Raw genomic sequence first — 14,678 nt, forward strand, 5'->3', positions numbered from 1 at the left:
AGTTCTGATAAGTATGGTATGAAATTTGCCTTACATGATTGGCTAATTAATTTAGTCGCAGGCTCGTAACCAACGGCGTGCTTAAATAATTCTTTATTTTAGTGATGCTGCTTTTAATGTGAATATGGAGCGTTAATGTTCGATAATAAATCTATCCTGATCACAGGTGGCACCGGTTCTTTTGGTCAGAAATACACTAAGACCATATTAGAGCGATACAAGCCAAAGCGTTTAATCATTTTATCTCGTGATGAATTAAAACAATATGAGATGCAGCAGAGGTTTAACGCACCTTGTATGCGTTACTTTCTCGGTGATGTACGTGATGGCGACAGGTTGATGCAGGCATTTAAAGAGGTCGACTATGTCATTCATGCTGCGGCGATAAAGCAGGTTCCTGCCGCCGAGTACAATCCGACCGAATGCATCAAGACAAATATTCATGGCGCCGAAAACGTTATCCGAGCGGCGATAGCCAATAATGTTAGTAAAGTGATCGCTTTGTCGACGGATAAGGCTGCAAATCCGATTAACCTCTATGGCGCAACCAAGCTTGCTTCCGATAAGCTATTTATTGCGGCCAATAATATGGTTGGGAGTGGTAAGACACGTTTTGCGGCGGTGCGCTACGGTAATGTTGTCGGTTCTCGAGGTTCAGTGGTTCCGTTTTTTAAGCAGCTGATTGCCGAGGGGGCAACGTCGCTCCCCATTACTCATCCGGATATGACGCGGTTTTGGATCACCTTGCAAGATGGGGTCGATTTTGTACTGAAAAATTTCGAGCGCATGCAGGGGGGGGAGATCTTTGTGCCTAAGATTCCTTCTGTACGAATCGCCGATCTCGCTAAGGCTTATGGTTCTGAGCTAGAACACGATATCGTTGGTATCAGGCCGGGTGAAAAGATGCATGAGATCATGTGTCCAGCCGATGACTCACACCATACCTTAGAGTTTGATGATCATTTTGTTATTACTCCAAGCATTCGATTTTTTGGGCGTGAAACCGATTTTTGTACTAATGCCTTAGGAGAGAAAGGCCAGTTGGTTGAGATGGGCTTTGAGTACAATTCAGGCACGAACCCACATTTCCTCAACGGTGATGACATCATTAAGCTGGATAGCCAGGCATGATCCCTTACGGAAGACAAGATATCAACCAACATGATGTTGATGCGGTTGTCGAGGTGTTGTCATCCAATTGGCTGACTCAAGGGCCTACAGTACCAGCCTTCGAGCAGGCTGTATGTGACTATACCGGCGCTAAGTTTGCGGTTGCGGTAAACAGTGCTACTTCGGCTTTGCATATCGCTTGCCTCGCTTTAGGAGTCGGTCCTGGCGACAGGGTGTGGACCTCGCCCATTACATTCGTAGCGTCGGCTAACTGTGCCCTATATTGCGGTGCCCAAGTCGATTTTGTCGACGTTAATCCCGAAACAGGTAACATGTCTCCCGAGGTGTTGAGGGCTAAGCTCATAGAGGCTAAGCGTCAGGGGACCTTGCCTAAGGTGGTGATCCCAGTCCATCTCTGTGGCCACAGCTGCGATATGGCGGCCATCGCCGCGCTGGGTGATGAATATGGCTTTAAGATCATCGAAGATGCGGCTCATGCCATAGGCAGTCGCCACGGTGGGCATAGGTTAGGTAGCTGTCACTACTCGGATATTACCGTGTTTAGTTTTCACCCCGTCAAGGTGATCACCAGCGCAGAAGGGGGGATGGCAATGACCAGCTGCGCAGACATTGCGGCAAAGCTAGTGGCGTATCGCAGCCATGGTATCGTCAAGGGCCCTAATGAAATGGTGCGTCCCGATGAAGGTGGTTGGTACTACGAGCAGCACGAGTTGGGATTCAATTATCGCATGACGGATCTCCATGCGGCGCTGGGCTTGTCACAGCTGAGCCGACTTGAGCACTTCGTTGCCGAGCGTAATCGTCTAGCGGTTTTCTATGACTGTAAGTTTAGTGATCTCCCCTTAACGCCAGTCGATCCCTTACCGGGCTCAGAGAGTGCCCGACATCTCTACATGATACGTCTACATCAGAGTGAAAGGCGACGTGAAATCTTCGATACCCTGCGCGCCAAAGGGATTCAGGTGCACGTGCATTACTTCCCTGTGCACCTGCAGCCCTATTATCTGGAACGCGGTTTCAAGGAAGGAGATTTTGTTCATGCCGAGGCTTTCTACCAGCAAATTTTAACCTTGCCACTCTATCCAACGCTGACAGAAAAGGAAATGGATTATATATGCTCGAGTGTTACCGATATTATGAGGGCGGATAATTTATGAAAGTGGTGATTTTAGCGGGGGGATTTGGTACCCGTCTGAGCGAGGAAACCGCTATACGCCCTAAGCCTATGGTAGAAATTGGTGGTAAGCCATTACTATGGCACATCATGAAAATCTATTCGGCTCACGGTTTGAATGAATTCATCATATTGTGTGGTTATAAGGCAGAGGTTATTAAGCAGTACTTCAATAATTACCATTTGCTAGGGTGTGATCTTACGCTCGATTTTGCCACTGGTGAGCGTATTGTTCATGACGCGGCTCCGGTACCTTGGCGTGTTACTTTGGTTGATACAGGTATAGACACTATGACAGGTGGTCGTCTAAAGAGGATTGCCCCATTATTGAGTGAAGAAGAAGCTTTTTGTATGACCTATGGTGATGGGCTTGCCGATATAGATATTTCGGCAGCAATTAGCTTTCATCGGGAGCATAAAAAGTTGGCGACACTTAGTGCAGTCGTTCCTCCTCCCCGCTTTGGCGGGTTGAGTTTAGATGGTGATCAAGTGACTCGATTCGATGAGAAGCCAGCCAATGAAGGAGGACGTATAAATGGCGGCTTCTTTGTATTGTCCCCTAAAGTGCTGCAATTTATAGAAGGTGATGAGACTTCGTGGGAACAGGAGCCACTTAGACATCTTACGGAAATTGGAGAGTTGATGGCTTATACCCACAATGGCTTTTGGCAACCCGTTGATACGCTTCGAGATCGAATGCATCTGGAAAATTTGTGGAACTCTGGTGCCGCCCCTTGGAAGGTATGGTAGATGGATAGAGATTTTTGGCAAGGGAAACGCGTGCTTGTTACCGGGCATACTGGCTTTAAAGGAAGTTGGTTAACCCTGTTGTTACACTACTTAGGTGCCGAAGTTTTTGGATTCTCGGATAGAGTAGAGCCTGGCGGGCTATTTGATCTCGCTGAATTATCTAGGGTTTGTCATCATCAGTTAGGGAATATCAATGATGAGGAGCTGTTAAGTAAGAGGGTGCAACAAGTAAGGCCTGACGTCGTGTTTCATTTAGCAGCTCAGCCTTTGGTATCCGAGGGATATAAGTATCCCCTCTTAACGTTGGAAACTAATATCCTTGGAACGGCTCGGTTGCTGGAAAACTTCCGTCAATGGCAGTCTAGGCTGGCGATAGTGGTGATTAGCTCAGACAAGTGTTACCGACCGGACAATGAGACTTTAGGGTTTATAGAGTCAGACCCTTTGGGGGGGCATGATCCTTATTCTTGCTCTAAGGCAGGATGTGAGATGGTCGTTGAGTCTTATAATGCCTCATATTTTTCGCAACAACCTTTGATTGGCTTAGCATCGGCTAGGGCTGGAAATGTCATAGGTGGTGGGGATTACGCCGAAAATCGAATTGTGCCTGATGTTATGGCTGCCATTATTGCTAATGAGCCAGTAGCACTTCGTCATCCAACCGCTGTACGCCCCTGGCAACACGTTCTTGACGCCCTTTACGGATATCTATTGCTAGCAGAAAATCTGTATGCAAATCCGGATGAGTATTCAGGCCCTTGGAATTTCGGGCCCTCAGGCAAAGATGCCTGTAGTGTTGGAGAACTTGTTGCTCGTTGCTATTCGCAGATGGGGCTTAGTTTTCGCTCTGAGAAACAAATGCTTGGATTCAGCGAAACCCAGGTGCTGCTGTTGGACAGCGGTAAATCGAGCAGCAAGCTGCAATGGAAGCCGCGTTGGACTCTAGATATGACGATAAAGCGCCTATTAGAATGGTATGTCGGGGTAGCAAATGATATGGAGCCCAGATTACTCACTGAGCAACAGATTATCGATTTTCTTGAAATAGAGGGTACTCAGTATGAGTAGGTTGGATGAGCTACAGAAGAATATCCTGGCGTTGACTCAGGAGTATGCGAAGATCAAGTATCAGGAGCAGTTATTTATTGGCGGTGAAACCTATGTGCCTGTTTCAGGTAAGGCCTTAGATGGTGCTGAAATGAGTGCTATGGTTGAATCTTGTCTCGATGGCTGGTTGACCGCTGGTAGATTTAACGAAGAGTTTCAGTCTCGACTGGCAAATTGGATAGGTGTCGAGCATCTTTTGACAACCGCATCGGGTTCGGCTGCAAATTTGTTAGCGTTTGCAGCCCTCACTTCGCCAAAGTTAGGTGATAGAGCTATTAAACCTGGTGATGAAGTCATAACGGTTGCAGCGGGCTTTCCTACCACTGTCAATCCTATAGTGCAAAATAAAGCCGTTCCCGTCTTTATCGATATCGAACCGGATACATTGAATATTGATGTCGGCTTATTAGAAGAGGCATTAAGCTCTAGGACAAGAGCTGTGATGATAGCTCATACCTTGGGTAATCCATTTGATCTTTCCGCGGTAAGTCATTTTTGTGAGCAACATGGCCTTTGGCTGATAGAAGATTGTTGTGATGCTCTAGGTAGTAAATATCAAGGGCGGCACGTTGGAACCTTTGGAGATCTGGCTACATTAAGTTTTTATCCCGCTCATCACATCACCATGGGGGAGGGGGGAGCCGTTTTTACCCGCTCTAAAAAATTGGCCAAAATAGTCGAGTCTTTTAGAGATTGGGGCAGAGATTGTTACTGTGCTCCTGGGGCGGACAATAGCTGCAAAAGACGGTTTGATTGGCAACTAGGAGAGCTGCCTCATGGTTATGATCATAAGTATATCTATAGTCATATGGGTTATAACCTTAAAATTACAGATATGCAGGCAGCCTGTGGGTTGGCGCAATTGGATAAGTTGGATGCGTTTTGTGAAACACGTCGACGAAACTATACCTTTCTTGCTCAAAAACTGGCGTCTATTCCTGGGATTGAGATTGGTAAGGCGACGGTTGAAAGTGATCCGTCTTGGTTTGGTCTCCCTGTCACGCTAAAAGGCTCCTTATCGGATCGTCGTCAGGAATTTGTGCAGGCGCTTGAAAATGCCAGAATTGGAACCAGATTGTTGTTTGCGGGGAATTTGACAAAACAACCTTATTTTAAAGACGTGAATTACCGTGTTGCCACGAGCCTGAAATATACGGATGAGGTCATGAATAGTACTTTTTGGCTAGGGGTTCACCCGAGCCTTAGTGAAAGCATGCTTGAATATATGGTTGAAACAGTGACAAATCTATCTAGGAGGCTAATTGTCTAAGCGTTTGGTTATCACTGGTGCCAACGGGTTTTTAGGTCGCCACTTGGTCAGTGCAGCTAAGGGGCTAGGATATCAGGTGCTGGCTATTCAGCGTCAGCAAACCTGTGATGCGTTAGCATTTGATTGCCCAGAACTGGAAGTCACCTTGTCTGATTTTTGTCCCGATGTCGTGATTCATTTGGCGGCAGCTTATGGCGAAGAGGCTAAGGGCGTTGGCTTGAATGCCAATTTTCTATTACCTTTGAGGCTCTTGAATTGGGCGAGTACTCAGGTCGACCTCAAATTTATCACCACAGGTAGTTTTTGGCAGTTTGGCGACCAGAAGCACGCAGCACCCGTCGATTATTACAGTGCCAGTAAACAAGCGTTGGCAGTGTACCTGGAATACTTCCGGCAAAGGGAGAAGCTTGAAGTATATCAGTTAGTTTTATCATCTACTTATGGACCGAACGATACCCGAGGAAAACTAGTCGATTATTTGATAGAGCAGGGTCATAGTGACCTTCCGGCCTATTTAGGTGATGCCAGTAAACGTTTTTCGCTGACGGATGTCAGAGATGTGGTTAGCGCTATCATGATGTTGATAAACTCCTCAACCTGCTTACCTCATGTTAGCTATAGGATCAGGCAAGAACACCTTTATAGTTTCGCTGAGTTATCGACCTTGTTTGCAGAGCTGGGTTGTCCTCTTAAGCTGAATTTCAATGTCAACCAAGATGAGATTGTTGGGATCACTCAACCAGTAGACGACTTGCTTCCAACACTTCCAGGTTGGCATCCTCAATATCAGCTTAAAGACTATGTTAAACAAAGGCTTTGGGAGTTGAGCGCTTTAGCGCCATAGGGCAGAGGATAAGGCGCACCAGTACTTTTAGTCTTGGAGTTCGATCCCAGTTCTCGCAGCTGCTTCTCGAGTATGGCTGTTTGGTGTTGATAATGGCTTGCGGCTTTCGTAATTCCCTGCGAGATCATTTGACTGGCGTAGTGTTTAGCTAGTTTGAGGTTGTTTGCACACGCGGCATGAAGAACATCCTTATTTGTAGTTGCGTATTCAGCCATGAAATCCGTTTTCATGGCGATGACTTCTTCTAATGCCACCAAGTCCCGAACACATCTATGAGTTTCATTTGCGGCATGATGACGGTATAGCAATAGTGGTTCTTTTATGTAGAGTACCTGGTTGGCTGCCGCGCTCATGTGCAGCCAGGCGTGCCAATCAGTACAAAATTGCTTGCCCTCATCGAACCAGCCTATTTTTTCTATTAGATCACGTTTAAACATACAGGCTGACAAAGGGAAATTATTCCCTTTGAGGAATATTTCGGCCTGTTGTTTTCCAGAAATGATGGCGCTAGATTCGTAAAAAGGGGTTTTAGTGACTCTTTTTTGATCGATGAGAAAGTCATATTCAAAGAATATGGCTTGTACATCCGGATTCTGTGCAGCCTTCATTAATTTACTTATTGCACCCGGAAGCAGAACGTCGTCTGAACATAGCATTACAATCCAAGGAGTATCAGCCGATTTGGCCACGGCATTCCAATGTGACGCCATGGGGATTGTCGAATCTTGATGTAATACTTTTAATTGCGCTTGACCACTGAATTTGTTGATCTTGGTAACGCTGTTATCGTTCGAGGCATTATCTGATACTAATACCTGTATGCCTTCGAGTTCTTGAGCGAACACTGCATCGAGTGTTTGTTCGAGCAGGTCTCCATGGTTAAAGTTTGGAATGCAGATAGTAAGGCTTGGGGACATTAGATGATACCTGTGCCGATTTTTCGATTTGACGTAGCATAGACAGGGGCGCACCATTGCCTATCATAAGATGAGTAATGTACGCCATTTTCCTGGTTCTTTTGGTTTATTCGAGCACGGATTTTTGAACCGTACTCAAATGCAGCATCTACTAGTGAAGCGGGATAATCAGGTAAATCTACCATAGAGCCGTAACTGCCATCATAATCGGAAGATGTCGCTATGAGCCAATTGGCTTTCTTGGCCTTGTCAAAAAAAGGAGTGCCTTGTAAAGGGGTATTTATTGACAAGGAAAACTCTTGTATATATCCCTGAGCGTGTAATTTTTCTATTGTGTTTAAAGATTCAATATCAGATTGGTAGTTTGCACCGACAGTACCGACAGACATGGTGCCGTATACTTTAATGCCAAGTTCTTTACAATCATGCAAAACATCCAAAAGCCGGCTGACATTACTTTTGGACCTGAATTTAGAAATGTGTTGCATCACCGATTCGTCAAGGCTCTCAAGGCCAATACGGATCTTGTAATAGCCCGCAGCCTTCATAAGCTTAAGTGTTTCGGTATCGAGGGTGTCATAGTTACCCATGCAATTGAATTTCAATGTATCATTTAATCCTTCATCTATAAGACGTTGGCACAAGGCTCTGAGATAATTTCTATTAATCGTATGTGCCTCTTCATTGAAGAAAATACCCTGTAAATTGGGAATGGTTTTCTGCAGGTATTTGATTTCCGCAATCACACTTTCTAGGTCACGAACCCTGTGGTTGGGTTTGCCATAATAAACATTAGCGACGACACAAAAATTGCACATAACTGGACAACCTCGGGTCACCCACATTTCAACTTCATTGTATTCCGAGCCATATAGACGGCAATAATCCCTTCGCTTTACATCTTCGTTTTCGGGAAAGGGCAAGGAGTTGACGTCTAATAGTTTTCTGCGGTTGTTTGGGTAAATACCTTCCACATTTTTGGATAGGCCAGAAATAATAAGCTCTGTAATTGATTCTTCGAACTCGCCTATAGCCACAAAGTCGGCTCCCTGTGCCAAAGCATCTTCGGGAGTCGCTGTGGCTTGGGGGCCACAGATAACAATTTTCAATGACGGTAGGCTCTGTTTCAGTTCCCGAAAGATCGCCATCTGTTTCCGATAGATAATTGAATCGACTTCCACTATCAGAAAATCAGGCTTGAGTTGCTTGACCAGAGCTAGGTATTCATCACTGTCTACACCATAGTAGTTCATATCTACAAAACGGACTCGGTGCTTGCTGTCTCGTTTTAACATAGCAGTAAGGTAGGCTAGGTTAAAAGGATAGAAGGTTGTTACTTTATACTGACCAGAGCTGCCACTCCATCTGCTGGGAAAGTAGTCTATTTGATCTCCTGTTTCGGTTCGGCCCACGGGAGTTGTTACTAGAATGAACATAATAAATCCTCAGATGCGTTGATCAGCAGGTAGCAGTGCTTTGATTTTTTTTATCATAATTGACACTCCATCTACACCAGCAAAAAGTGAGCCAGCTCTCTCGGAGAGCTGTTTGATCTGCTCAGGTGATGATTGCAATCTAGTTAGGGAGTCAACGGCATCCTCTATGGTATTAGTGATGAGGCAGGAGTTCGTTTCGGTGAGACATGCCAATTCATCTTTTTCACAAAGTTGCAGGGTGGGGAGTAGGATAACAGCAGCTTTTCTGCTCATTGATTCGAATAAGGAGAGTCCGTAGCAGGTTACCACTATCTTTGCTCTTGCTATGAGCTCAGCAAGATCGGGCGGGTTAAGAGCGAGCTCTATATTTTCAGTGCCCGTTAAATCAGGTGTCGGTGCGAGAGGCCCTTGAACCCAGATGTAGTGCCACTCAGGTCGCAACGATTTCTGTATCGCTTTTGTCAGTGACTTTCCAAAGCCTAGCGCGTCACTGCCACCCGTTAAAAACAGTACCAAATTCTCCTTTGGTAAATGAGGTACGGATTCAAAGAGGAAATGATCCCAACCGAAACTCAACTTGGGGTCGTTTAAACGAGTGAAAAAACTGGGCACAAATAAAAGTTTGGCAAAGGGAAGTAGGGAAGACATTTTATCCATGGCCACTATAGATTTGCCTCTTTGCTGTAATTGCTGGCAGATAGGTAGTAGCGCTGCTTCATTGATAAAAGATGGGTGAAAGTCCAATATTAATAGCTGGTTGTCATCATTTTTTAGCAGAGACAACATTTGTGATTCGTCTTTTAACCAGCAAACTTTAGTGTGTAGCCAAGGCAATTCACAGGCTTGGCCTATTACGAAAATTTCGGTGCCAGTTCCCAGTTGCTCCTGAAGGGCTTCCGCGATGAGAGCACAGCGCTTTAAGTGGCCTAAACCTATTGATGGCCCTATGTGGCAAAACAGACTGATTTTGGCATAGTGTTTTTCTGGGAGTTTTTGTTGTACATGACTGTTGATTGCTTGCAATTCAGGGGTGTCGAGCAGTAATTGCTGGACCCAAAGGAGGTTGACTATGGAATTGGTATCATGATCTTGGTACCAACGCTGATACGTCTCGCTCATAAACCGATAGTCTGCCTGAGTATCCACAGATATTCTATGTTTCATTTGGGAGTAATCTGCGCTGTCTTCAATTGCAAGCGTATCGAGTATCGGACTTATCTTGTCGGCATAACCGACGTGCTCTCTGGACATGACGCACTGGCTAGCAGCCATTAATTTGCTCCACCCCGCTCGGCTGTAAAAGGCCAAACCTTCATGTAGACTCTCGATTCCTTCCTTTAATTTGATACTGTCTTTGCCAGATGATTTTAGTGCTTTTAGCCCATGATCGATAAATACGGGATCGATCAGCGGGCAATCACCGCAGACGTAGAGAATATAGTCTGGGTCTTGCCTTTGAATGATCTTATCCAGCCTCGCCATCAGGTCGTTGACGTCTCCTTCAAAGGGGTGACAAGTGATCTGCCGCTCTCTTGCCCAGTCGACAAGTGGCTGGTTGAAACTGTCGGCTGTTGTGGCTAGCTCGCTGCAATCTATTTCCTTGCATCGTTCTAGGCGACGCCAGATGTGGGCAATCATAGGCTCGCCAGCTAACGGCAGCAGATGCTTTCCTGCGAGGCGACTCGAATTGAGCCGGGCACCAACAAGGGCGAGAGTCTTAGTCACTACTTAGGCTCCTTTGTGGGGGTGATGCAAAACTTGAAATCGAGTAACTTTCCGTCTGGTTTAAGGGTTTCATCGGCTTCGGCGAGTGAAAACCAGAGGCGATTTAAATACTGAGAATCTATCTGTTTCGAGGAGAACATAGGTAAGGCTGCGCAATGTGCCGGATCCCAGCAAAGTTGTATTCCTCGATTTTGATTGCCAAAGCGGATCATTCCTTTGGTGGCTCCCAGGGCGCTGCAGCTGGAGACGATAGAGGAGATTGGCGCCCCTTGATCTATATCTTGGTTAAGCTGGAAGAACTCTGCATCCTTGCCGCCGAGGTGAGTCTGATACCAAGCGCGCTGCTGACAATCGAGTAGGGTCATGTATCCAAGGCGTATCGAGGCTTCAGGCCTTCCTGTATCGCCGAAATGAATGCCTGTGTGAAGGCTTTCGCCATCGAGACGATACCATTTCAGTATGCTACCACTCTTGAGTGTTTGTCGGCAGAAGATAACCAGACAGCCGTTTTGTTCGCCTAACTGGTACTCCACTCGGTTAAGATCAGCCACCCTGTCGCGATCTCTAAAACGTTCGAGTAGCAGATGATTACTATAGAAATCGGCGCCATAGCTGATGTGATCGAAGTAACCATGGGACAGGGTCCCTATTACGGGGACAAATTGGTGGCTAGCAAATGCAAGAGAATCGATGGTCAATCCCCGGTGACCATTGAGTGTTAATTTGATCCGTGGCGTGGTGACATGCAGCCTACGGCGTTCATCATCGTACTGAATGTCGATATCCGCTTGGGACTGCCAAGGGGCAAACTCGGGCGCGGTACTTTGAACGGGAGGCAAGGGCAATTCCTGGTAGCGGCACTGGGTCAGATGAGTTCGCAGATCGCTTGCCCAGAAGCGACACAAGTCCCGCCATTGATTGTCATCACTTTGGTTTGCTTCTAATTGCTTTAATCGGCGATGACATAAGGTGTTAAGCAGTAGATCGTTACGACCGCTGATGCCCCAACGGCAGATATTGTATTTTGCCTGTTTTTTCACCGAGATCGGGTGTTGGGCATTAGTTATTGCCAGGGGGTCACCGTTACGCCACAGAGACAGTATCTGTGAAGGGGTTTTCCAGCTATAGACTTTCTGGCTCGACAGATAGATAAAGAGTTGTTTTATTCTTTGCCATTCACCACTTATTTTTTCTGCTTCGGTATGGTATCGACCAGGTCTAAAGTCGAAGACTTCGGCGTCGCTGCCGTAGACGGGAAATGCGAGAGTGTCTGGCTGGAGAATTTTCTCAAGATAATGGCCGTAGTCGGCGAGAGTCAATTCACCATGGACATAGCGCTGAAATTTTTGAAAGGCGATGGCATGGTTCCAGATAGCCTTGATCTTGCGACCGCTGGCACTCTTTAAGGTTTGTGGCCTGTGTAGTAGTTCGGCTTGCCAGTCGCTGTTATGGGAGTAGGGGTTATCCCACTCGACGACGACCGCATCAAAGCCCGTATCTATGTATATATCCAATAGTCCTGCCGAGACGGCCTGTTCATTGATATAGGCTATCTTAGGTGTGATACCCAATACCGATTGATAAGCGGCCTGACCCAGTCTGAGGTTGGCTTGATTCACGCTTACCGGGATCAGGGGGCCGATGATTTGGCTATCACCACTGGCGACTAACTCGCACTTGCCTTGATGCAGTAGCTGTTTAAACCTTTCGACCCAAGCTTCATCGACCGCCTGAATCGACTCCAGCGTATAGGCGGTCATCTCTATACCCAGAGGAATACCTGCGTCGACAATTTCGAGCAGCGGCCAGTAACAGGCGGTGACCACCTCTCTATGGCTGTCGGTATCGATGGACGAAAAGGCCAGGTTGAGGTGAAACACTGTGTAAAGTGAAGAACTCATTGAGTGACAGCCTCATATTTTACCTGGATCTTGCTTAGGGCGTCGCAAGCTCTATCTATGGCTGTTTGCTTGTCATCGGCGCAGGCGATGACAAACCCGGCTCTTTGGGTGTGATTGGCCAATGGCTGAATGTTGCTGCCGGGCTCGATAAAGAGTGTTAGCATCTCGATACCTTCAGCATTCCTAGCCTCTGCTTCTCCGCTTATGGTCTCAATTTTTCCTGGAGGTAAATCTAAGTAACGTATGGCGACGGCTCTGTCTTTTGTTGGCGTAACCTCATGTTCACCTAATGCCTCTCCCAGTGCCAGCTTAATCGCTTTCTCGACAAAATTGACTCCTGTTGCCAGTGGAATTTGAGTGGTGGAAAAGAAGCCGCCAGAAAGCCTCCCAGCTATCTCGATTACTTTGGCACCCTGTTGGGTATATACCATGTCTCCCTTGGCCACGCCTTGCTGAATATTGAGTGCTGCGGCCGCTCGCTCTACTGTAGCTATCACTTCAGTCTTAATATTTGGGCTAACGCCAGTGGGGGCATCACCGCCGTTTTCTATGATAAATGGCTTGGTACGTTGCAGCCATTCGTAGTTGCGATCGGCAAAACCTAAGGTGTGGCAATGTCCCTTATCTATCAAGGTTTCTGTGCTGAACTGTGGCCCTGGCAAATATTCTTCTAGCATCACTCTGCCAGTGGGTGACTCCTTGGATGCCAGTGTCCAGGCTTGCTTTAGTGTATTGAGGTCCTCGATTAGCTGAACGCCTCGGGCACCTCGGCTGTCTACTGGCTTGATGATGAGCGGGAAGCCGATGGCCTTAGCCTTTTCGTTCAGTGATGTGATGTCAGATACATCTGCGAAGCGGGGAATAGGGATACCCTGATCGGCGAGTCTTGTCTTCATGGCAAGCTTGTCTGAGACCCAGAACGCGGACTCCAGTGACAGCCCGGGTAACTTAAGGGCATTGCTTATGGTTGCAACGCTGAGTGGTACATCGGCGCACATGGCGATGACACCATCCACGGCAATACCTTGGGCTATCAGATGTTTAACCTTGGCAAGTATTGCTTCACCGTCGTAGGTGCTTGCGATAATGGACCAGTCGGCCATGGCAAGTCCAGGTGCCTTAGGATTTCCATCGGTAATGATGAGTTTAAGACCCATGGACTTGGCAATGTTAATGCCCTCACAGGCTTCGATCCCTGCCCCTATGATGAGCAAATGTTTGTGTGTATTTGACATTAATGAGCCCGGGTATCGTCGACGTTATGTAGTCTGAGGGTAGCAACGCCTTTTTCTCTCAACCAGGTGAGGGCGTCAAAGATCTCTTTTTCAGAGGCATAGGAGGAGATCAGCACAGTATCTCCCGGTTGCCAGTCGATACTTGCCGGATCTTGGCAAACCCAATCTCCCTGTTTGAGGCCCCATTTTAGTGAAGATGTGTCTGTTAAACCTGTTATGTGACAAGAAGTAATTAGGTTGGTATTGGCTACCAACTGACAGGTATGGATCCCGGCCCCCCAAAGGTAGATGCGTCGGCTCTGTTGCAATCTATCAAGTAAAGTATCCAAACAGCCTTGCCAATAGCCGACTTCTTTGGCCCGGTAGTGGCTTAACCACTGGCGGTTAAGATTGGGATCAACCTGATAGTTTCCGTAATGCGGCTGGGATTTAGTACTGGCAAGTATTCCTATGATGGGAGACAGGTTGCTGTTGAAGTGTTCCACCACTGAGACTGGCGAATAGCCAGCCTGTTGCAGGCTTTGGAGTAGGTTTTCTTTGGTGTAATAGTTGATGTGTTCGAAAGAGAAAAAACCCGGGCATAGACTTTCAGGCTGCGCCATAAGTGGAACTTCTACATAGATAAAGCCTTCGTCGACGCCTTGTTGAAGCGCGCGGCATTTTTCTAGTGTGGTTTGAGGTTGGTACAAGTGCTCGAGTACATGGGTCAAGAGTATCAGTTCGAAGGTCTCATCGGTTTGAAAGTCTTCTGCCGAACCGTGAATACAGTCTATCTGATAGAGTCGCTTGGCAAGCTCTACCGAGGCGTTACCAGGCTCTACTCCCAGCACTCGCTTAACCCCCGCATCGCGAAACCGCGATAGGGTATAACCATCGGAGCAGCCTATTTGTAATATTGAATTTGGCAATTGACCTATGCCGCGTTTGATGAACTGGATTTGCTCATCAAGATCTCTGATCTTGGCTTCGGAGGGTTTTTCCGCCCTGCCAGGGTTAGTGTACACCGCCATTGAGCTGTAGAAGGTCATCATTTCATCAAAACTGACCGTGGGACTTTGGCATACAGAACCGCAATCAGGGCAGACGGAGAATCCAATTTCTCTAGGTGCAAGGCCTGGTAGTGCCCAAGTGGTGGAAAAAACAACCTCGGTGGGGGAATTACAGAGAAAACAGTTTCGAATCATGCTA

At 46.9% G+C, this 14,678-nt stretch carries 12 protein-coding genes; 6 read left to right on the forward strand and 6 right to left on the reverse strand.

The features are described from left to right. Positions 1 to 135: 135 nt before the first annotated feature. Genes pseB through L2712_RS04115 form a run of 6 tightly spaced genes read left to right on the forward strand, consistent with a single transcriptional unit; the run spans position 136 to position 6,276 of the window. Positions 136 to 1,131 carry a UDP-N-acetylglucosamine 4,6-dehydratase (inverting) gene (gene pseB, locus L2712_RS04090; RefSeq protein WP_248976948.1) on the forward strand — a complete coding sequence of 332 codons (996 nt, stop codon included), beginning with the start codon at positions 136 to 138 and terminating at the stop codon, positions 1,129 to 1,131. Then, positions 1,128 to 2,288 carry a UDP-4-amino-4,6-dideoxy-N-acetyl-beta-L-altrosamine transaminase gene (gene pseC, locus L2712_RS04095; protein WP_248976949.1) on the forward strand — a complete coding sequence of 387 codons (1,161 nt, stop codon included), beginning with the start codon at positions 1,128 to 1,130 and terminating at the stop codon, positions 2,286 to 2,288. The genes pseB and pseC overlap by 4 nt, the downstream gene beginning before the upstream one ends. Further along, on the forward strand, positions 2,285 to 3,055 hold the full coding sequence (rfbF, locus tag L2712_RS04100) for a glucose-1-phosphate cytidylyltransferase (protein WP_248976950.1): 771 nt from the start codon (positions 2,285 to 2,287) through the stop codon (positions 3,053 to 3,055). The genes pseC and rfbF overlap by 4 nt, the downstream gene beginning before the upstream one ends. Then, the gene (gene rfbG / locus L2712_RS04105) at positions 3,056 to 4,123 is read left to right on the forward strand and encodes a CDP-glucose 4,6-dehydratase (RefSeq protein ID WP_248976951.1); all 1,068 of its coding nucleotides are present in this window, start codon (positions 3,056 to 3,058) and stop codon (positions 4,121 to 4,123) included. It abuts the gene before it with no gap. Then, positions 4,116 to 5,432, forward strand: a complete 1,317-nt coding sequence (gene rfbH, locus L2712_RS04110; RefSeq protein ID WP_248976952.1) for a lipopolysaccharide biosynthesis protein RfbH — start codon at positions 4,116 to 4,118, stop codon at positions 5,430 to 5,432. Before rfbG ends, rfbH begins: the two co-directional genes overlap by 8 nt. After that, the gene (locus tag L2712_RS04115) at positions 5,425 to 6,276 is read left to right on the forward strand and encodes an NAD-dependent epimerase/dehydratase family protein (RefSeq protein ID WP_248976953.1); all 852 of its coding nucleotides are present in this window, start codon (positions 5,425 to 5,427) and stop codon (positions 6,274 to 6,276) included. The genes rfbH and L2712_RS04115 overlap by 8 nt, the downstream gene beginning before the upstream one ends. On the opposite strand, the gene L2712_RS04120 is transcribed toward L2712_RS04115, so the two are convergent. Genes L2712_RS04120 through L2712_RS04145 form a run of 6 tightly spaced genes read right to left on the reverse strand, consistent with a single transcriptional unit; the run spans position 6,231 to position 14,674 of the window. Further along, a complete protein-coding gene (locus tag L2712_RS04120) occupies positions 6,231 to 7,193 on the reverse strand; it encodes a glycosyltransferase family 2 protein (protein ID WP_248976954.1) in 963 nt (320 codons plus the stop codon). The genes L2712_RS04115 and L2712_RS04120 overlap by 46 nt on opposite strands. Beyond that, positions 7,193 to 8,629, reverse strand: a complete 1,437-nt coding sequence (locus L2712_RS04125; protein WP_248976955.1) for a B12-binding domain-containing radical SAM protein — start codon at positions 8,627 to 8,629, stop codon at positions 7,193 to 7,195. The genes L2712_RS04120 and L2712_RS04125 overlap by 1 nt, the downstream gene beginning before the upstream one ends. Positions 8,630 to 8,638: 9 nt before the next feature. After that, complete coding sequence (locus tag L2712_RS04130; protein ID WP_248976956.1) at positions 8,639 to 10,354, reverse strand: cytidylyltransferase domain-containing protein; 1,716 nt, start codon at positions 10,352 to 10,354, stop codon at positions 8,639 to 8,641. Then, the gene (locus L2712_RS04135; RefSeq protein WP_248976957.1) at positions 10,354 to 12,255 is read right to left on the reverse strand and encodes a glycoside hydrolase; all 1,902 of its coding nucleotides are present in this window, start codon (positions 12,253 to 12,255) and stop codon (positions 10,354 to 10,356) included. The genes L2712_RS04130 and L2712_RS04135 overlap by 1 nt, the downstream gene beginning before the upstream one ends. After that, positions 12,252 to 13,490 (reverse strand): ATP-grasp domain-containing protein, encoded by a 1,239-nt coding sequence (locus L2712_RS04140; protein WP_248976958.1) that lies wholly within the window; start codon positions 13,488 to 13,490, stop codon positions 12,252 to 12,254. The genes L2712_RS04135 and L2712_RS04140 overlap by 4 nt, the downstream gene beginning before the upstream one ends. Beyond that, entirely contained in the window at positions 13,490 to 14,674 is a 1,185-nt protein-coding gene (locus L2712_RS04145) for a class I SAM-dependent methyltransferase (protein ID WP_248976959.1), read from the reverse strand. The genes L2712_RS04140 and L2712_RS04145 overlap by 1 nt, the downstream gene beginning before the upstream one ends. Positions 14,675 to 14,678 lie beyond the last annotated feature (4 nt).

Source organism: Shewanella marisflavi, assembly GCF_023283925.1.
Taxonomy (GTDB): Bacteria; Pseudomonadota; Gammaproteobacteria; order Enterobacterales; family Shewanellaceae; genus Shewanella; species Shewanella marisflavi.